General features: G+C 57.2%; 16 protein-coding genes, 2 pseudogenes and 1 other annotated feature. Of the genes and pseudogenes, 5 read left to right on the top strand and 13 right to left on the bottom strand.

The window, feature by feature from the left end; genetic code table 11:
• Positions 1-44 precede the first annotated feature (44 nt).
• Both BD293_RS23620 and BD293_RS18835 read left to right on the top strand, forming a co-directional pair.
• Positions 45-485, top strand: a pseudogene (locus BD293_RS23620) (DUF4158 domain-containing protein); the annotation flags it as partial.
• Between the two features lie 237 nt (positions 486-722).
• Entirely contained in the window at positions 723-2,234 is a 1,512-nt protein-coding gene (locus BD293_RS18835) for a Tn3 family transposase (RefSeq protein WP_246086394.1), read from the top strand.
• A 9-nt stretch (positions 2,235-2,243) separates the two neighbouring features.
• Here BD293_RS18835 and BD293_RS18830 read toward each other — a convergent pair.
• Positions 2,244-3,517 (bottom strand): annotated as a pseudogene (locus tag BD293_RS18830) (IS256 family transposase).
• On the opposite strand from BD293_RS18830, the gene BD293_RS18825 reads away from it, so the two are divergent.
• Complete coding sequence (locus BD293_RS18825) at positions 3,506-4,471, top strand: Tn3 family transposase (protein ID WP_142084957.1); 966 nt, start codon at positions 3,506-3,508, stop codon at positions 4,469-4,471. The pseudogene BD293_RS18830 and the gene BD293_RS18825 overlap by 12 nt on opposite strands.
• 604 nt (positions 4,472-5,075) lie before the next feature.
• On the top strand, positions 5,076-5,807 hold the full coding sequence (locus tag BD293_RS18820) for a spermine/spermidine synthase domain-containing protein (protein WP_142084956.1): 732 nt from the start codon (positions 5,076-5,078) through the stop codon (positions 5,805-5,807).
• A gap of 21 nt (positions 5,808-5,828) precedes the next feature.
• On the opposite strand, the gene BD293_RS18815 is transcribed toward BD293_RS18820, so the two are convergent.
• The 11 genes from BD293_RS18815 to BD293_RS18765 all read right to left on the bottom strand — a co-directional run bounded on the left by BD293_RS18815 (position 5,829) and on the right by BD293_RS18765 (position 15,422).
• The gene (locus BD293_RS18815; RefSeq protein ID WP_142084954.1) at positions 5,829-6,179 is read right to left on the bottom strand and encodes a TraR/DksA family transcriptional regulator; all 351 of its coding nucleotides are present in this window, start codon (positions 6,177-6,179) and stop codon (positions 5,829-5,831) included.
• A 4-nt stretch (positions 6,180-6,183) separates the two neighbouring features.
• Positions 6,184-7,047 carry a universal stress protein gene (locus tag BD293_RS18810; RefSeq protein ID WP_142084952.1) on the bottom strand — a complete coding sequence of 288 codons (864 nt, stop codon included), beginning with the start codon at positions 7,045-7,047 and terminating at the stop codon, positions 6,184-6,186.
• A 13-nt stretch (positions 7,048-7,060) separates the two neighbouring features.
• On the bottom strand, positions 7,061-8,551 hold the full coding sequence (locus BD293_RS18805; protein ID WP_142084950.1) for a SulP family inorganic anion transporter: 1,491 nt from the start codon (positions 8,549-8,551) through the stop codon (positions 7,061-7,063).
• A gap of 64 nt (positions 8,552-8,615) precedes the next feature.
• Positions 8,616-8,671 (bottom strand) — a sequence feature (sul1 is cis-regulatory element that is thought to sense ions involved in sulfur or methionine metabolism; They are found in Alphaproteobacteria).
• Positions 8,672-8,771: 100 nt separating this feature from the next.
• Complete coding sequence (locus tag BD293_RS18800; protein ID WP_142084949.1) at positions 8,772-9,302, bottom strand: NYN domain-containing protein; 531 nt, start codon at positions 9,300-9,302, stop codon at positions 8,772-8,774.
• A 290-nt stretch (positions 9,303-9,592) separates the two neighbouring features.
• Positions 9,593-10,825 (bottom strand): MFS transporter, encoded by a 1,233-nt coding sequence (locus BD293_RS18795; RefSeq protein ID WP_142084947.1) that lies wholly within the window; start codon positions 10,823-10,825, stop codon positions 9,593-9,595.
• A gap of 541 nt (positions 10,826-11,366) precedes the next feature.
• The gene (locus tag BD293_RS18790) at positions 11,367-11,711 is read right to left on the bottom strand and encodes a helix-turn-helix transcriptional regulator (protein ID WP_142084945.1); all 345 of its coding nucleotides are present in this window, start codon (positions 11,709-11,711) and stop codon (positions 11,367-11,369) included.
• An 11-nt stretch (positions 11,712-11,722) separates the two neighbouring features.
• Positions 11,723-11,974, bottom strand: coding sequence for a type II toxin-antitoxin system RelE family toxin (locus BD293_RS18785; RefSeq protein ID WP_142084943.1), 252 nt, complete (start codon positions 11,972-11,974; stop codon positions 11,723-11,725).
• Positions 11,975-12,064: 90 nt separating this feature from the next.
• Positions 12,065-12,697, bottom strand: a complete 633-nt coding sequence (locus tag BD293_RS18780) for a tyrosine-type recombinase/integrase (protein WP_142084941.1) — start codon at positions 12,695-12,697, stop codon at positions 12,065-12,067.
• Between the two features lie 127 nt (positions 12,698-12,824).
• Positions 12,825-13,613, bottom strand: a complete 789-nt coding sequence (locus tag BD293_RS18775) for an ABC transporter ATP-binding protein (RefSeq protein ID WP_142084939.1) — start codon at positions 13,611-13,613, stop codon at positions 12,825-12,827.
• Entirely contained in the window at positions 13,610-14,386 is a 777-nt protein-coding gene (locus tag BD293_RS18770; protein ID WP_170207225.1) for an ABC transporter permease, read from the bottom strand. The genes BD293_RS18775 and BD293_RS18770 overlap by 4 nt, the downstream gene beginning before the upstream one ends.
• 46 nt (positions 14,387-14,432) lie before the next feature.
• Positions 14,433-15,422 carry an ABC transporter substrate-binding protein gene (locus BD293_RS18765; protein ID WP_170207224.1) on the bottom strand — a complete coding sequence of 330 codons (990 nt, stop codon included), beginning with the start codon at positions 15,420-15,422 and terminating at the stop codon, positions 14,433-14,435.
• 206 nt (positions 15,423-15,628) lie between these two features.
• Between BD293_RS18765 and BD293_RS18760 the strand changes: the two genes are divergently transcribed.
• Positions 15,629-16,117, top strand: a complete 489-nt coding sequence (locus BD293_RS18760; protein ID WP_170207223.1) for an EF-hand domain-containing protein — start codon at positions 15,629-15,631, stop codon at positions 16,115-16,117.
• Between the two features lie 213 nt (positions 16,118-16,330).
• On the opposite strand, the gene BD293_RS18755 is transcribed toward BD293_RS18760, so the two are convergent.
• Positions 16,331-17,394 (bottom strand): IS630 family transposase gene (locus tag BD293_RS18755; protein ID WP_142079576.1). Its coding sequence is split into 2 segments (ribosomal slippage): positions 16,331-16,906 and positions 16,909-17,394, totalling 1,062 coding nucleotides; the frame shifts between segments, so codons are not numbered across the junction.
• Positions 17,395-18,015: the final 621 nt, after the last annotated feature.

Genomic DNA, 18,015 nt, shown 5'->3' with positions numbered 1-18,015 from the left:
TCCCAAAACGACGGTTTTCAGAACATCAGTTTTTTGGAGTGACCATGGCCAGAATGCGGATTCTTACCGCCATTGAACAATACGCGTTTGATCAACCACCCGTCTTTGATCACAAGGAACGCAAGCAGTTCCTGACTCTCCCCAAAGGGCTGATGGATATCGCAAAGGGCCTGCGCACGCCTGATAGTCAGATCCGCTTCCTGCTGATGTGTGGGTATTTCAAAGCCACAAAGCGGTTTTATCAGCCCCAGGATTTTCGCGACCGTGACATTGCAGCAGCAATACACCAGTTGAAATTGCCCCAAAGCGCATTTGAACCGACCCAATATACGGAGACAACCCGCCTGCGTCACCAACGTCAAATTCTGGATTTCCATGGGTTTGCGCCGTTTGATCAAAGTGCGAGCTATGCCCTCGCTACCGAGGTCGCGACAATGGCACGGATGCATCTCAAGCCGCGTCTGATCTTTGATCGCTGCGTGGACTTCTTGATCCAGCACCGTGTGCAGGTGCCATCCGCCTATCGGCTGAATGATCTAATCCGCGCCGGTCTGCATGATCGCAAAGCAGAGCTGATTGCATTGATGGACAGTCAGTTACCCGCCGAAGCGCGGCACCTGCTCGATGATCTGTTCACGGCTCCTGACGATCAGAACCGGTATCGCCTGACCCTTCTGAAGAAACTGTCACAATCGACCAGCCCCTCAAGAATCAAAGAGGCCGTGGCCGATTTCGAGGTCCTGTCAGAGTTGCATGATCGGCTGGACGCCGTTCTCTCAATACTTGACCTTGGCACAGCCGGTATCCGGTATTTTGCAGGCAGTGTCCTGCGATCGGAAATCTTCCAGATGCAGCGCCGGGAGCGAAACGACCGTCACATCCATGCAGCCGCCTTTGTCGCCCATCAGTTCTATCGCTGTCAGGATAACATAATCGATCTCTGGTTCAGCGTGATGGCGTCGTTCAAGTCAGCGGCTTCTCGGGACTATCAGGAAGCCCTGGTGCAAGAACGCAAGGATCAGCAGCGGCAGATCGGCATTGTCATTGAGGGTCTGGAGAGAGCCGTCTTCGGTGTTCTGCGGGATATCCGCAGCGTCATGGCCGCTGCCAACCTGTCAGACGCAGAAAAGATCACTGCAACGCAGGCCCTTCTCGATCAAGGCAAGACAGACGATTTCAGCCGGCTCAAGGATGATCTGGCTGCAACTACCGGTGAAGCCGGTTGGCATGACATTCTGGAAGCGCGATCTGTGAAGCTGCAAAATCGCCTCAGCCCCTTGCTGCGGGCACTCACCTTTATGCCATCCAGTCGGGCGGCAGCGTTGCTGGAGGCGGTTGATCACTTCAGAAACGATGGGGATTTGTCCGCCAACCACGCGCCAATGGGTTTTCTCGACGCTGAACAGCGGGCGGCTGTTATGCGAGGTGATGGCTCTTTCCGGGTATCGCTCTACAAGGTATTTCTGTTTCAGGCAGTCACCGCTGCTATCAAGTCCGGTGATCTGAATGTCGAACGCTCGTACAAATACCGGCCCATGGACGCCTATCTGATCGACAAGAACCGCTGGCACCGGGAAAAGGCCCGGCTGTTGGAACGCGCAGGTCTAACGGAGTTTGCTGCTCCTGAACCCATTCTGGCGAGGCTGAATGCGGCACTCACGGAACAATACAAAGCAACCAACGATCGCGCGGCGGGTAATCCCCATCTCAAACTGCGCAAAGACGGTACATTCCACATTGCCACCCCGGCGCTTGATGCCCGCGACACTGATCCATTGGGCGATCTTTTTCCGCAGCGCCATGACGTGACACTCGCGCAGGTGCTGGAGACCGTCAACAATCACTGCAGCATGCTGCAATCATTCAAACACTGGCAGCAAACCCATGTACGACAGGCTACATCGCATCCCGCGTTGCTGGCTGGGATCATGGGACTGGGCTGCGGGATCGGCGTGCGCAAGATGGCAAGGATATCGTCCAGCGTCACAGAAAGCGAACTGGATCACACCGTGAATTGGCGCTTCTCACTGGAAAACATCCGGGCGGCCAATGATGCCGTGCTCAAGGCCATGGATGAAATGGAGTTGCCGAATCTTTATCGCCAAACACGGGATCAGCTCCATACCGCAAGTGACGGTCAAAAGTTCGTGGTGCGCGGCGACAGCCTGCATGCCAGCCGATCATTCAAGTACTTCGGGCAAGGTCAGGGGGGAGCTATGCTTGAATTTGGGTGACGCGCATTTTCAGGCGGCGCGGCTTGGTGCGTCAAAAATCACTTCGACGCCGTCGTTGAATGTGATTCCTTCGATGACTTTTGGCAACTGATTTCTGCCATTGAGGCGCAACCATTTCTTGGACGCGGCCTGAATGAGGGTAAAGACCATCAGTTTCGCGGTCTTTTGCGAGAGCGCACCCTTTGTGCGAACCGTTCTGTGCCGAACCGTGGCGAAGACGCTCTCAATGGGGTTCGTCGTGCGCAGATGGCCCCAGTGATCAGCCGGGAAGTCGAAGAAAGCCAGCAAGGCGTCACTGTCCTTGGTCAGGCAATTCACGCCTTTTTCGTATTTCTGCTTATATTTCTCACTGAACAGATCCATTGCGGCCTTCGCTTCCGCTTTCGTAGCGGCATGCTGGATATCATCGAGATCAGATTTCACGGCTGCGGCCATCTGCTTGGGAAAACAGTTCAGCACATTCTTCACCTTATGAACCCAGCAGCGCTGGTGCTTCGTGCTGCCAAATGCCTTGTCCAATGCATTCCAGAACCCCAAGGCGCCATCGCCCACCGCGATCTTGGGGGCGACAGACAGGCCCCGAGCCTTGAGATCGCTCAGCAATTCATGCCAGCTCTGCGAGCTTTCCCGAAGCCCAACCTGAAAGCCGATCAGTTCCTTCTTGCCCTCCGGTGTGGCTCCGATGATCACCAGCATGCATTCGGCATTTTCTTCCATGCGCGCCTGCAGATAGACGCCATCTGCCCATATGTAGACGTAATTGCGCGCAGACAAATCACGCCGCGCCCAGGCATCATATTCTGCCTGCCAACCTGCGGTCAGGCGGGATATGACACTCGGAGACAGGTTGGGTGCATAGCTCGGCCCATAATGGCTGACAGCGCTTCCTGGAAATCGCCCGTGGAAATGCCCTTCAGGTAGAGAACGGGCAACAGCGCGTCCAAGCTGACCGAGCGGCGCGCCCATTTCGGCAGTATATTCGAGGTGAAGCGGATCTTTTGCGCAGGATCGAGTGCCGCCATCCGGTCACGCACTTTGGGGCGCTGCACATTCAGAGCGCCAATGCCCGTCTGGATCTGACGTTCAGGGCCAAGTCCATGGCGGACGATCCGCTGGCGGCCATCGTCCAGCTTCTCGTCCGCAAAGCTGGCCACAAATGCATCAGCTTCGGCTTTCAGCGCTTCCGCCAGCATCCGGCGTGCGCCTTCCCGTGCCAGTTCTGTCAGCGGGTCGACGATAGTTTCTGATTGGCGAAACGGTAGAATGGTTGTATCGTTCTTCATAGGCGTATTGCTCCTCGTGAGGTTCTGGCTGGCTTTGACACCCGCCACAATACGCCGCCTTTCAATTCATGCCATCACCCAAATTCCCGCATAGCTCGTCAGGGGGTCAGCGCCTACACCTTTGTCGACGAGCGCAACTTCCTCTGGCATTCCTTGATGATCAGCGCCGCAGATCGCGAAAGCGCCTATGTGATCGACGGGCTCATGCACAACGACGTCGTGAAAAGCGATATTCATTCCACCGACAGCCATGGGTACACGGAAGCTGTCTTCGGGCTGACCCATCTGCTTGGGTTTTCATTTGCCCCACGTATCAAAGGCATCGGCAAACAGACCCTCTATATCTTCAAACCAAAAAACCAGGCCGATCCCGACTGGGTCATCCGACCGGACAAGACCATCAATGAGGACGCCATTCGCGACAACTGGGATGATCTTCTGCGCCTCGTGGCCACCATCAAACTCAAGGAAAACACCGCCTCCGATATTTTCCGGCGGCTGAATTCCTACTCGCGCCAGCATGCCTTATACCAGACCCTGAAAGCCTTTGGGCAGATCATCAAATCCCTCTTCATTCTGCGCTATGTCGATGGGCTGGCGCTCCGACAGGCCATCGAAAAACAGCTCAACAAGGTCGAACTCGCCAACCGTTTCACCCGCGCTGTGGCAGTCGGAAACCCACGCGAATACACCCAGACCGAAAAGGAAGAACAGGAGATCGCAGAGGGCTGTAACCGGCTGATCCGGAACTCCATCATCTGCTGGAATTATCTTTACCTCACCAGACAGGTCGAAAAGGCACCGGACGTCGGGGCCAGGGAAATTCTGCTGCGCCTGATTGCAGCCCACTCCCCCATGTCATGGGCTCACATCAACATGCTCGGCGAGTACGACTTCTCAGAAGAAAAGCTCCGCGACACGCTCGGTATCCTGCCCCCGAAAAAAGCAGCGTAGAAATGAAGTGAAAACAGGAGGACCAAAATCAACGAAAAGCGCATGAATGCAGGTCAACGCAGAAATTCCTGTGGTGGGTTACGTACCTTTGTTGGTATGAACCCACTGTGGCGTGTCGAAGTGTGATGGTTTGTGCTCTGCACAGCTCGCTTTGGCGCACGGATCAGGGGCATGATCATGAGTGTCCAAAAAAGGGTCAGCCGTAGGCTTTTAAAAAGATGTTTATATTTAATGCCTTAGGCGATAGCGCTGTGATGTCCAGAAAGGAAAACATTTGTGGACGACGCAATCTGGCCGAGCTTGCCAAAACCAGACCTGCAGCATGATGGTGAGCGTTCACTGTTGCCCTCTCGATTACGTCTTTTCAGAAAACGCGATTGCGCGCCTGACACTCCTCCCCGAGGCAGGTGTTTCAAATATCAGCCGATTGCCCATAAAAAACAGGTTCAAAACCGGGGTGCAGCCCTGTCGGCGACACAGCGGTACGTGATCAAGCACTGTTCGAGCAACAGCACTATCGACCGAGTGTGAACTTTTTACATGTACTTTCAACCTACCCCTGATAGACTTACAGGAAAGGTGGCAAGGCCCGCGGGCTATTCTCATGAGCCAATTTTTTGAAGAACTCGACTACTCCGTTACACAGATTGGCGCGCTCAGCCTTCGACGCAGACATGACCTGAGGCTCGGTATGGATGTCTTCGAGATAAAGCTTGGCGACGAATTCCTGATGACCAGCTATTTTACGGCGTCAGAGATCGCGCTGGCCCGGCTCGGGGTTTCAGCGTGTCAGGGCACCTCTCTCGATGTGTTGGTTGGTGGGCTCGGGCTTGGATATACCGCACAGGCCGTGCTGGAACATGCAGCGGTGAAAGAGCTGGTGGTCGTTGAATTCCTTGAGCCGGTGATCGAATGGCACCAGAGCGGTATACTTCCTATGGGTAACATGCTTGCTGAGGACACACGCTGTCGACTGGTGCAGGGCGACTTCTTTGCGATGGCGGCAAGCGAAACTGGCTTCGATGCGACCCGCCCAGGCAAGCTGTTCGATGTTGTTCTGGTGGATATTGATCATACTCCGGAAATGCTGCTTGATGCGCGCAGCGACAGTTTCTACCGGCCTGAGGGGCTTGCGAAGGTCCGCAAGCACCTGCGCCCCGGAGGTATCTTTGGCTTGTGGTCAAACGATCCCACAGATCAGGGGTTCTTGAGCCGGCTGTCTCAGGTTTTCCCATCCGCATGGGCTGAGCCTGTCACCTTCCATAACCCGCTGACCAACCGTCCCTTCACACAGACGGTTTATCTAGCAAGTAACAGTAACGACCAGATTTCCTGAAACTGGCCGCATGGTTTTTGTTCAGCGTGCGCAGTCGACACAGCGCATCAGCGCCGGGTCAAGGTCAAGCCGTTCGGTCCCGATGAAATCTCCGCATTCAGAACACCAGCCAAACTCGCCTTCCTCCTCCAGCCGCCGCAAAGCTGCTTCAATTGCAATCAACCGGGCGCGTCGGCGGCCTTCCTTTGCCGCCGACATTGCCTGCTGCTGCATCGCATCCATCCGGCTCAATCGACCCACGCTTTGCTGATCTAGCTCAACGGGGCGCCGATCTTTCGAAGTCTGTTCCGAGCTTACGCGCAACTCCTTCGCTTCTGACACAAGAAGCGGTCGGTAGCGTTGCGCCAACTCAGAGTCGGTAGGTTCCTTCATAATATCAGCGCAACAAAACAACCGGCACTTTGCACGACCGGATCATCGCGGTTGTGGTTGATCCGATGATCAGCGTGCGAATGCGGGAATGACCGTAAGCGCCCATGACCAGCATGTCAAAACCCGCCTCATCCACCATTTTGCCTAATGCGGTTTCAGGCTGGCCCGGGAGGACCGAGGTTTCTGCGTCCAGTCCCGCCGCCTTCAGCAGGGCTTTTGCATCCGCTAGACCTTTCTTGACCTCTGCGGTTGCTGTGCCCACTGTGACGACATGCACTGTCAAGCCCTGAAACAAAGGGCTGCGCAAAATATGATCGACAGCCTTCATGGCGGATGTGCCGCCATCATAGGCGACCAACACTTTCGAGATGGGCTTGAATGCGCGTGAGGCGACAAAGACCGGCTTGTGGCTGGCGCGGATGATACGCTCCAGATTAGAGCCAAGATGACCCTTGGCCAAATCCGCGTCCTCTCCGCGCTTGCCGATCATGATAACCCGGGCGTCTTCCTCAATTTCGCCAATCGCTTCGACAATATCCCCCTGGCGCAGCCGGGTGGTGATTTCATTGACCCCGGCCTTATCCAGAATCGCGCGCGCATCTTCCAGAATGGCCCGGCCCCGATGGCTGATCAGTTTCGCGCGTTGCGCATCAATATCTGCCAGTTCCTGCAACAGTGCAGAACGCGCGCCCAGTGCGATAGAGCCAGACAGATCGCGCTTCTCGGGCGCCTCGCGGCGGCCAAGCACATGGATCAACTCCACTGGTGCCTCGGTACGTTGCGAAATCCATGCTGCATGTTCGCACAGGCTGGCCGAATAGACAGACCCGTCGACAAGGGCCACGATTTTCTGTGGTTGTTCAGTCATGTCATGTCCCCCTTCAATGCGACATCAGCTTGTCCATCGCGCCCGGCTTGTCATGAATGGCAAGCTTGTCAACGATGGTTTCGGTCGCTTCATTCATGCCGATCACCTCGACCTCCGCCCCGTCACGGCGGAATTTCAAGATTGCCATGTCCAGCGCCTGAACGGAAGAGATATCCCAGATATGCGCGCGGCTGACATCAATGATGACCTTGTCCAGCGCTTCTTTGAAGTCAAAGGCGTCCATGAAATCCTCGACCGAGCCGTAGAACAATTGCCCCTCGACGATGTAGGTGCGTTCGCTGCCATCCTTGGAGATCATTGTCCGCATGGTGAAAAGCTGCGCAATCTTGCCGGCAAAGAAGATGCCCGACAACAACACGCCAACCAGCACACCAATCGCAAGGTTATGCGTGTAGACAACGGTCACCACGGTTGCGATCATCACGATGGAGCTGGAGCGCGGATGCACCCGCAGCGCCTTGATCGACGACCATGAGAATGTGCCGATCGACACCATGATCATCACCGCCACAAGCGCCGCCATCGGAATCTGTTTCACCAGATCGCCCAGCACCAGGATCATGAACAGCAGATAGACGCCCGCAGCGAAGGACGACAAGCGCCCCCGCCCACCGGATTTGACGTTGATGATGGACTGCCCAATCATCGCACAGCCTGCCATGCCACCGATAAAACCAGTGGCGGTGTTGGAAATGCCCTGCCCGATGCACTCCTGATCGCGGTTCGATTTTGTGTCGGTGAGGTCATCGACAATATTCTGCGTCATCAGGCTTTCCAGCAGGCCCACAACAGCGACGGCCACCGAATAGGGCAGGATGATCATCAGTGTCTCGAACGTCAACGGAATGTTTGGGATCAGAAAAACTGGCAATGTGTCGGGCAATTCGCCCATATCGCCGACAGTGCGCACATCCAGCCCCAGCACCACGGCCACGATGGTCAGCACCACGATGGTCACCAGAGGCGACGGGATTGCCTTGGTCAGCATTGGCAGGCCATAGATGATACCAAGCCCTGCAGCGACCAGAACATAGGTGATCCACGACACCTCGCGCGGGTCAAGTTCGGGCAATTGCGCCAGAAAGATCAGGATGGCCAGCGCGTTGACAAACCCGGTCATCACCGATTTCGACACATACCGCATGATGAAGCCCAGCTTCAGGATGCCCGCACCAATCTGCAACAACCCTGCCAGCACAGTGGCGGCCAGCAGATATTCCAGACCGTGATCGCGCACCAGCGTGACCATCAGCACAGCCGTGGCCGCAGTGGCCGCCGAGATCATGCCGGGTCTGCCGCCGGTAAAGGCAATCAGAACAGCAATTGAGAAACTGGCATAGAGGCCCACTTTCGGGTCCACACCTGCGATAATGGAAAAGGCAATCGCTTCGGGGATCAGCGCCAGCGCAACAACAAGCCCGGCAATCAGATCGCCGCGCACATTGCCAAACCACTGCTCGCGGTAAGCATTAAGTGAAATCATGTCATAGGTTCCTGACCGGCAGTGTCTGACACGCAGTGCGCCGGTGTTTCATGGTGTTTATTCAGGTTATCCGGCGGATCAGCGGCCGAAAGAGCCACCCGGGCTTGCACCGGGTCCATGCGATTAGTGCGACGCTTACGCGAAAAGACATATCTTGCGCAACTCGAAAAGGGCAAACTTCCGAAGCAGTGTGGCAAAGCCCGCTTCTGTTGCTATATTTCTAGTCGCCAGTATGGAAAAAGCGCGCGTCCCCGTTGATATCTATGAAGTCCTCTGCCAAGTCTATAAGTGGCGGTGGAGGCGCAATGCTCTTCGGGATCGCGCGCGTTGAGATCAGTGTGACGGGAACATCCATCTCTTCGAGCCGCCTGAACAAAGGCAAAAGTTTCGCATCTCCTGCGACGAACACGAGTTCAGCGCCTTTGTGAGCGGCGATAATTGCGTCCGCGGCAAGCTCGGCGAGATTTGTCCCATACCGCTCCCGTTGATACCAGGATTCGCTGAAATCTTGCGCTCCCCGGCGCTCGATGTCGTGCCGTTCCAGCCAGTCGAAAAAACGCGTCAAGCGATTGTATTCATCCATATCACGCGCATCCCGGTAATAAATCACCGAGACAGTCTTACCGTCTCCCTCAAAGAACTTTCGAAGCCTGATAAGATCAAGTGCCCGGCCAAGTTTTGAGCGCAGCCGATCTACATGACTGCCATCAATCAGCAATACTATCTGCTCAAAATCCTCAGGGTCGGTCATATGTTAGCAATCTAAACCATTTCCGGGGCGTCTGCGCTCAGGGGATAAGGTACAAGGTACCCGTCCTTGGGTGACTGATAACAGAAAGCGCACACCAAGGTATACCCAGCTCAAAATAATAGATTCTATACGAAGGCCATTCGATCAAATTCTTTCACCAAAGCTTCATTGCTTACGTCCAACCTAGAGGACCGACTTAAGGTTATCTTCGATGCTATCTCCCAAGCGGCAGTGGATGTGGGTTAAAAATCACCGATTATAAAGATAACGTAGCAGGGTAAAGGACGTAATTACGCAGGCTCGATTCGGGTCAAAGATAACTCCTGGGCCAGACGGTGAGAGATCATCCAGCATCCCAGCGCAAGCAAGAGGCACCAGCCCCCGATGAAAAGGCTCTGAACTGGAAAATTGATCCTGTAGTCGATCAATATGCCTGTGATGCCGGGCCCGATGGCTGTCGAGATGACCATGATGATCATGGTTAGGGAGCGGATCGAGCCAAGATGTTGGGTGCCATAAACCGCTGGCAACAAGACACCCCAGAGAGTGGTCGAAATACCTTGTGTGATCCCGATAAAGCCAAGCGCTGCATACCACGCCACCACATGCCCCGAAGGCGCCAGCAGGGCGATGCCGACCCCCATGGGCAAGAGCAGGATTGGCAGCAGACGATGTGGCCCCAGACGGTCAGCGGCCCATCCTGCGATGAGGGCAGAGGCCACGGTCGCAGTGGCGAAGGCCGAGTATCCGGGTGCCATGAGGGCGAGAGTCCAGCCCTTCACCTCTGCGATATGTGCCTGGTGGAAAAAGGTCACTGTGCTGATGAAGCCGGGCGTAAGGAGTACCGGCAGAAGTGCTGGCAAAAGCCAATGCTGTGCGGCATCACGCCTTTTCCATTGGCGGCCTTTAAGGCCGGGAGTGTTTGCCGCACGGGCATGACCCCTTGGCGCGCGATCATTTCGCAACAATCCCCAGAGCAGCGGAGCGATGACAAGGGCGAGGACCGCAGCGGTGCCCAGCCAAGCTGGCCTTGGACCGAACACCGCAATCGAGAGGACGATCAGGATAGGCACAATGATTTCGCCTGCGGGATGGCCAAGATTTGCAAGCGAAACCGCCTTGCCGCGTGTCGCCTCGAACCAACGACCCATGGCGGTCATGGCAATATGGCTGAACATGCCTTGGCCGCAGAATCTGAGCAAAAAAAGCGATATGCCCAGAATCCAAATCGATCCTGTCGCCGCCATCCCGACGCAAGCAACCGCGAACACAAGCGCCATAATAGGGGCAAGTCGTGACAGTGGGACCGTATCCGCCACTGATCCGCGCCAGAACATCAGCCCGGCGGCGCAGAGTGTGGCCACCGTGTAAAGGCTGCCCCATGCGCCATCTGTCAGCCCGTGCTCTGCCTTTATGGTGCTTGCGAACAGCGAGATGAACCATGTCTGACCAAATGCCGAGGCAAAGGTCAGCAGGAAGCCTGTTCCCAACCAACGCAGATTTGTCTTCAGGAAAGTGAGCATTCTTGCTGGCCAATCGTGATGTCAACAGATCGTTCCGGCTCGGAGTATGTTCCGAACGGTTATTACCGCGGGTTATGGATTTTGGAAACGTGTCGCCAAATGAAGTCTGACGCTCAGGGCGTATTTGCCTCCCATCACCAAGCACAGTTTAACAGTTTTCATAGCCTTCCGAGGGATGCAATCCCTCATGCGCGTAAAAGGGATGTGGTCATGCTTTGCGAGCATTATGCAGTCTGCTTGAGATGTATACAGTTTCACATCAGATTGCAGTTTCATGGGTTCAGTTTTGGTGGCATAGGCTTCGCCGAGGAACCAAGATTTCCCCCGATGGCAGGGACGGCTGTTCCGGGATGTCGAGTTCGACACGCTTTTGCTGGCCAAAAATTTCGATGCACGCTTGCGATAGTTGACTAAATCTTCAACTGCATGTGACGTCGCTCTCTATCTCTTTCTAAGCTCAAAAAGAAATGCTGCGAGACGAATGAATGGCAGCTTTTGGTAACCTGACAAAGAGAGCGGACCGACCCCCAAAGGGCCGATCTTACTCAGCCAGATCATCCAGACTTACGCCGAGCGCATTGGCCAAGGCCCGAAGGGTCGCGACCGAGCCCTGCTTACGGCCGGTTTCGATCTCGGCGACGGTCACGCGGTTCACGCCCGCTTTTTCTGCCAGGGCGGCTTGTGTCATCCCGCGCAGGTCCCGGTAGACGCGCAAAGCGTTTTCGCCGTTCAGCAGCCGGTTCACGTAATCCGCTGGGATCAGTTCATCCTCGCCCGCCGCAAGTGCGGCCTTGGCGCTGTCGTAATCTTGCAAATCGGCGAGATCTTCAGCCGCGGCCCGCAGGCGATCATATTCTTCGCGTGGAATCGTCACCATCTCGTTCATGTCATGCCCTTTCAGTCATAGATGCCGCCCCGAGGGCCGATGCCCAGCACGGCCAGGACATTGCCCTGATCGTCCATGATCACCCGCCAATCCCCGACACGCAGTCTTATCCCCTCTCGGCCTTTCAGGGATTTCACGTTGTTTGCCTGCGAGGCTGGGTCTGTCGCATATGCCTCAATTTTGGTGCGGATCAGCATAGCTGTGCTCGCCGGCATCCGTCGCAATACCTTGATGGCGGATTTCGTGTAGCTGATCTGCTTCATGATGTAGCCGTAAGCGACATGCGACCCAAAGTCAAGAAAATTGTCGCCCTTAGCGACATGCCTGGCCGGTATGAACCGGCCAGGCAAAGCTCAGAGATCGATCCCTTCCGACAAGGACAGCGCATCATCCAGATCAACGCCCAAATAGCGCACAGTGCTGTCCATCTTCGTGTGGCCAAGCAGCAGTTGGACTGCGCGCAAGTTGCCGGTCTTCTTGTAAATCTGGGCAACCTTGGTGCGCCGCATAGAATGGGTGCCGTAAGCGCTTGGTTCCAACCCGATCGAGAGCACCCAATCGCGCATGATCCGCGCATATTGCCGCGTGGACAGGTGCGGGCTGGCATGGAGACGGCTTGGCCAGAGATACTCACAACCGATCATTTCGGGATCCTTGATCCATCGCTCCAGCGACGCGCGCGTCGTATCGGTGATCTCGAACCGGACAGGTTTGCGCGTCTTGCTCTGCGTGACCGAAGCACGTTCCTTGACACGGCCTGCGGCGTAAACTTCGTTCACCTTCAGGCAGACCAGATCGCAACCCCTGAGTTTGCTGTCGACGGCCATATTGAACAGCGCGAGATCGCGCCTGTTGTCAGCCATTTCCAGCCGGACGCGGATGGACCAGACATGTTTCGGTAAAAGTGGCCGCTTCTGGCCAATGATGCGGCCTTTGTTCCAAGGGGCGCGAGTGGGGCGAAGGGCAGGTAAAGTTTCGATGGACATGGCTTCTCTCCTGTCCTCCAAACCCGCCACGTCCTCGGCCAGGCCGACGGACAAGCATAGCATGAGTCGCTATCTCTGGTGCTGATCAATCGCATCGGGCGGGGATCGACGGCGCTTCCAAGCTTTCTCAACAACAGCGCTGAAACCCTAGCGTGTCGCAGGCGCAGTCGAGCGTGACGGCGCGTTCATCCACATTGACCAGATCATGCAGCAAGGGGTCATTTCGTGCATCTTGAGTGAAGCCGAAGATCTCTGCCTCATTGCGCTGGCCAGGCGTGCCCGGCGGGGTCAGGCTGCCAAGGATGCCCTTGCCCTGCCGGTCCATTACGGCGATGCGGTGGGACAGCCGCGCGGCCTCGGTCAGATCATGGGTGATGAACAGCCCGCCAAAGCCGCGTGTTTGCGCCAGTGACAGCACCAGATCCTGCATCCGGCGGCGCAGCGCTGGGTCGAGGGCGGCAAAGGGTTCGTCGAAGATCAGGAATTCCGGTTCGACCACCAGCGCGCGGGCAATAGCCACGCGGGCGCGCATGCCGCCTGAGAGTTGCGCGGGCAGTTTGTCCAGATCCTCGGACAAAAGCGCCACGGCTTGGGCGGCGGCATTCGTGCGCGCAGTGATCTGAGAGCGGGGCAGTTTGCCAACGGTCAGCGGATAAGCGATATTGTCGCGCGCGCTGGCCCAGGGCAGCAGGCGCGATTGTTGAAACACCATGCCGTGGCGCTGATACTGGCGCAGGATGCGGCCTTGATCGGGCTTCATTATGCCGCCCGCAATTGCGGCCAGTGTGCTCTTGCCACAGCCAGAAGGGCCGACCAGCGCCACCAGCTCGCCCGGACGGATAACCAGCGAAACGGTATCCAGCACGCGACGCCCACTGAGGCTTTGGGTGATCGTGGCCAAGGTCAGCCCACTCATGCAGCACCCCGTTTCCATGCGCCCAGCCGCGTCTGAAACGGGCGGATGACCAGATGCTCGATGATGACCAGCCCCACCACCGCCAGTGCAACATTGGCCAGCGCCATATCAATATCCATATGCGACCGCGCCCGCGCCATTTGCGCGCCAAGCCCTGCGACATTGGTCACCAGTTCCGCCATAATCGCGACCTTGAACCCCAGCGCCAGAGCAATGCCGAAGACCGGACCAAGGCTGGACAGGATTTGCCGCAGCGCGATCGTGCGGAAGCGCGCCCAACGGGACGCGCCGAAACTCGCCGCCATATCCTCCAGCCGCCGGTCGCGGGTCAGCACGGCGTCAACCGTGCCGATATAGAGGATCGGGCCGATCACGATGGCGATCGTGAACAGGATCGAGCCATGCGAAGGGCCGAACCAGATCATCGTTAGGATCACCCAGGCTGTCGCAGGCATGCCCAGCAGGATCGTAGCCACCGGGGCCAGTGTCGCGCGGATCAGCCACAGATAGCCCGCAAGCAGCCCAAGCCCCCCGCCGATTACTCCCGACAACCCGAGCGCCAGCCCGACCCGTCCGAATGTCGCCCCCAGTGCAGCCCAGCCGCTGGCACTGGACAGCGTGACCGAGACCGCCAGTGCCGTCTGCAATGGCGAAGGCAGGATGAAGCCCCCGTAATGCCAATGCGCGGCTTGCCATGCCGCCAGAAACAGTATGATGCCCAAGGCTGGCGGCCCAAAACGCAACAGGTCGCGCGCGGCGAGAGTGGGCGCCATCTCTGCCCATTCCACCAGTCGCGCGCTTGCACGCTGGAGGACGAGATCAGAGGGCATAGAGCCCGTCATCCGGCAATGCGCCGCCGATGATGCCCGCATCAGCCGCAATCAGCGCCAGATACAGCGCCTCGATCTCGGGGCGGGCAACGCTGGCCGACAGCACGTTGATATTGGCGAAAGGAATCGCCTGCGCCAGCATGGGGGCGGCGCGCTCAAGAAAGGGGGCTGCGTTCTCGGCGGCCTGATCGGGCTTGGCGTTCAGGTCTTCAGCTGCCTCGGTCAGGGCCGCGGTCAATGCGCCTGCCAGCCACGGGTACTCGGCTGCGAAATCGGCGCGCATGGCCAGCGCGGCTTGCGGCAGTGACGGGCGCAGGCCGGTCACCAGGCCCAGTTCATCACGCATCTGCACGCCGCGATGCAGGTCTTGTCCATCTGCGCGCGCCCGCATCAGGGCCGCCGTGGCCCCCGGTTCGGCCAGAAGCGCCACATCGGCGCGGCCTGACAGCAGCACCTGCGCGGCCTCCATCTGTGTGGTGGCGGGGATCAGCGTCAGCGCATCCAGCCCCACGCCATGATGCGCCAGCGCCAGCCGCATCAAATGGCCAGTGAAATCGTTGAAGGCAGGCACCACCACCGATTTCCCGCGCAGATCGGGGATGGTGCAACCCTCCATCCCGCGCGCAACCAGCCCGCAATGCCCCTCGGTCAGCGTGGCGACCAGTTTGATGCCAAACCCGCGATTATGGAGGCTTGCCGCCGCCTGCGTCGGCACCACGGCCACAGGCACACTGCCCGACACCAGCCCCGCGCGCATTTCATCTCCCGTTGTCCAGATCGACAGATCGACCTCATCGGCGATCGGGGCAAACAGGCCCAAAGCACGTGCATGTGCCATCAGGATGCCAGGGCCAGAGCCGGGCGTTTGCAGCACCAGACGTGGCAGACGCACCCCTCCCGCCCTCAAGATCGCAGGCGATGCCAGCAGCGCCGCGCCCGCAAGCAGCGCCTTGCGGCGTGTGAAGTCGAATGAAGCCATGACAAATTCCTCTGTGTTGCTGGGGATGCATTGCGGTGCCACACGCCCTTTCATCCATGACACAGATCAAACCTTCCAGCGTGGGAAGGTTGGAACTAGTCAACTGTGCGCATCTGTCGCGGCGCAGATGCGACCCGCTGCCGCATGCCCGACAGAAAGGCCACACAACCACGTTGAAAGGCCACCACATCACAAAGGAAAACCAGATGACAAACACCCTGATCAGCGCCGGCACTGTCGCCCTGATGCTTGCGACCGGCGCACAGGCGCAAGGCAACGGCCAGCGCGGCGCAAGTTTCATCGCATCGTGGGACATGTCGCAAACCGGCTATGTCTCGCTGGACGATATGCAGACGCACCGGGGGGATATGTTCGACATGTTCGATCATGATGGTAACGGTTATCTGGCGGCGGATGAGTTGGCGCAGATGGCCGAGACGGTAACTGCCCAAGGGGAATTGCGGCTGGAGCGTCAGGCCGAGAACCGCGCCGAGCGGCAGGGCGAGGGGCGTCGCGGACAGGGCCAGAATGCCAACCCCACCGGTGCGATCATCCACTCTGCAATGTCGGTGGAGTTCAACGATACAAACGGTGACGGACGCATCTCGCGAGAAGAGTTCCTGACAGCGACCGAGCGCCTGTTTGCCGCGCTTGACCGAAATGGCGACGGACGCGTCGACCTGAGCGATTTTTGAAACAGTCACCCGCCGCGGGTGCGACCGCGGCGGGTCGATTATGACCTTCTCTCGAGTAGCAGGGCGCTGAAAGGTAACAGCGCAGTGCTTGCTTCTTGAGCGGCCGCTTTGGAGACACTAGCCTGACAGGCCGACCGTCAGCAAGGGCCGAACGCGTCGAGGTCGGGTCCGATCGTCGCAAGGGGCGGATGGACTAATACCAATCAGCATTGATCAGAACTCTTGAGCCCAGTCGCGGGTTCCAATGGAGGTGATTGTGTCGGGCATGCTGACCAATTTGTTCCAAGCCTTGCAGCAATGATCTACGATGTCTTCATAGGTTTCGAAGATGAGGTTTGATAGCCAGTTGTCTCGCATGAATTGCCAGATGTTTTCGACTGGATTGAGTTCTGGGCATTTTGCGGGGATCGGGATGATGGTGATGTTGTCCGGAATGACCAGCTTGTCAGTCATGTGCCATGCGGCTTGATCCACGAGCACAGCCCCATGTGCTTTGGGTGCGACAGTTTGGGAGATTTCAGCAAGATGCAGGGCCATCGCTTCGGTATTGCACGCTGGCAGCACAAGACCTGCAGCTTTCCCGAGGGCTGGGCAAATCGCTCCAAAGATGTAGCTTGAACTCGTGCGCTGATCATGTGGGGCGGAAGGTCGCGTACCGCGCTTCGCCCATCGGCGCGTGATCTTGTTTTTCTGGCCGACACGCGCTTCATCTTGGAACCAGACTTCGATCACAGTGCCTTGCAGGAGCCGTGCGCGGAGCTTTGCTACTGCGGCTGCAAACCCTTTTTTTTAAAGTCCTCCAGTGCGGCTGTATCTTGCGCGTGATGGCGCGGGCGTGCTGTGAGTTTGACATAACCAAGCGCCCTGAGTTCCCGGCTTATCGACGTCTCGTGAAGTGAAATCCCAAATGTGTCTGCAATCCATTTCCTCAGATCACTCAGGCGCCAGCGGACGACCCCATGGACCGATAAGGTCGGACCGCTCTCAACAATTGCAGCAAGCGCCCTGCGCTGCTCATCGTTAAGCTTAGACTGCTGACCAGGAGCTTTGCCGTTGATCAAGCCGTCAGGCCCGCGGGCATTAAACCGCTCCACCCAGTCACGGACAATTTGTAGGCCAACACCACCAATCCGAGCAGCATCGCTGCGCCGACCGCCATCATAGATCTCCGCCAGCGCCAAAAGCCTGCGGGCTTGGTTGGCATCCTTTGTCTTTCGCGCAAGTTCTCTCAACTTCATGCCGTCGTAGTCTGTCCGTAACGCGAGCGCTGCGCCCATAGAGAGGCCCTCCCCAGAAAATCTGACGCCATTGAGTCAGATCTTCATAGATTTGGGAATCCCAAAACCCTCAGAAGAGTCAGATTTCGCGAGACTTGGTATAAGCCGCCTTTGACCTGGCGGCATCTCAATCACGGCATTTGGCGATAGCGGCCAGTCTTAGTGCTGCTCTCGGTCGACAGTTGTCGCGTAGCAACGTCGCTTTGAAGAATCCGGCTTTGCCCATGTTCTTAAGTCGGTTCGAAGTAAATTTGTTTCCATGCCAATATCCCTTGATGATCGTCTTATACCGAACCGGGCTATACCAGGCACGCCGGACATTTACAGGACACTGGCCTGACAGGACGCGGCACCAGAGCATGACAGAACTGCTTGCCTAGCATAGGCGCTGTACGCCCAAGCCATCGGCAATCATGGGTCAGAGAATATAGGCGACATGCGGCGCGGGCAGAACTCTGGCCTGACCAGTCGGCAAAAATTTTGATCATTCGATCAAACCAATGTCTGATTCAGCGAGAACCGTCTTGCAAAACGACATTCGTACGGTCAGCATCGTCCCAATAAAAACCAGAAGTCTGAAACAGGGGGTATGATGATGAATACGCATTTTGGGTTGTTGCT

The sequence above is a fragment of the Roseinatronobacter monicus genome, from assembly GCF_006716865.1.
Taxonomy (GTDB): Bacteria; Pseudomonadota; Alphaproteobacteria; order Rhodobacterales; family Rhodobacteraceae; genus Roseinatronobacter; species Roseinatronobacter monicus.
The sequence above is the reverse complement of the archived record's forward strand: the minus strand, read 5'-3'. Positions and strand labels throughout refer to the sequence as shown.

Excerpts from the sequence above, each read along its gene's own strand:
- BD293_RS18795 (WP_142084947.1), bottom strand. The coding sequence starts at position 10,825 with ATGCTCACTTTCCTGAAGACAAATCTGCGTTGGTTGGGAACAGGCTTC.
- BD293_RS18820 (WP_142084956.1), top strand. The coding sequence starts at position 5,076 with ATGAGCCAATTTTTTGAAGAACTCGACTACTCCGTTACACAGATTGGC.
- BD293_RS18810 (WP_142084952.1), bottom strand. The coding sequence starts at position 7,047 with ATGACTGAACAACCACAGAAAATCGTGGCCCTTGTCGACGGGTCTGTC.
- BD293_RS18760 (WP_170207223.1), top strand. The coding sequence starts at position 15,629 with ATGACAAACACCCTGATCAGCGCCGGCACTGTCGCCCTGATGCTTGCG.
- BD293_RS18815 (WP_142084954.1), bottom strand. The coding sequence starts at position 6,179 with ATGAAGGAACCTACCGACTCTGAGTTGGCGCAACGCTACCGACCGCTT.
- BD293_RS18800 (WP_142084949.1), bottom strand. The coding sequence starts at position 9,302 with ATGACCGACCCTGAGGATTTTGAGCAGATAGTATTGCTGATTGATGGC.
- BD293_RS18780 (WP_142084941.1), bottom strand. The coding sequence starts at position 12,697 with ATGTCCATCGAAACTTTACCTGCCCTTCGCCCCACTCGCGCCCCTTGG.
- BD293_RS18785 (WP_142084943.1), bottom strand. The coding sequence starts at position 11,974 with ATGAAGCAGATCAGCTACACGAAATCCGCCATCAAGGTATTGCGACGG.
- BD293_RS18805 (WP_142084950.1), bottom strand. The coding sequence starts at position 8,551 with ATGATTTCACTTAATGCTTACCGCGAGCAGTGGTTTGGCAATGTGCGC.
- BD293_RS18790 (WP_142084945.1), bottom strand. The coding sequence starts at position 11,711 with ATGAACGAGATGGTGACGATTCCACGCGAAGAATATGATCGCCTGCGG.
- BD293_RS18775 (WP_142084939.1), bottom strand. The coding sequence starts at position 13,613 with ATGAGTGGGCTGACCTTGGCCACGATCACCCAAAGCCTCAGTGGGCGT.
- BD293_RS18770 (WP_170207225.1), bottom strand. The coding sequence starts at position 14,386 with ATGGCGCCCACTCTCGCCGCGCGCGACCTGTTGCGTTTTGGGCCGCCA.
- BD293_RS18765 (WP_170207224.1), bottom strand. The coding sequence starts at position 15,422 with ATGGCTTCATTCGACTTCACACGCCGCAAGGCGCTGCTTGCGGGCGCG.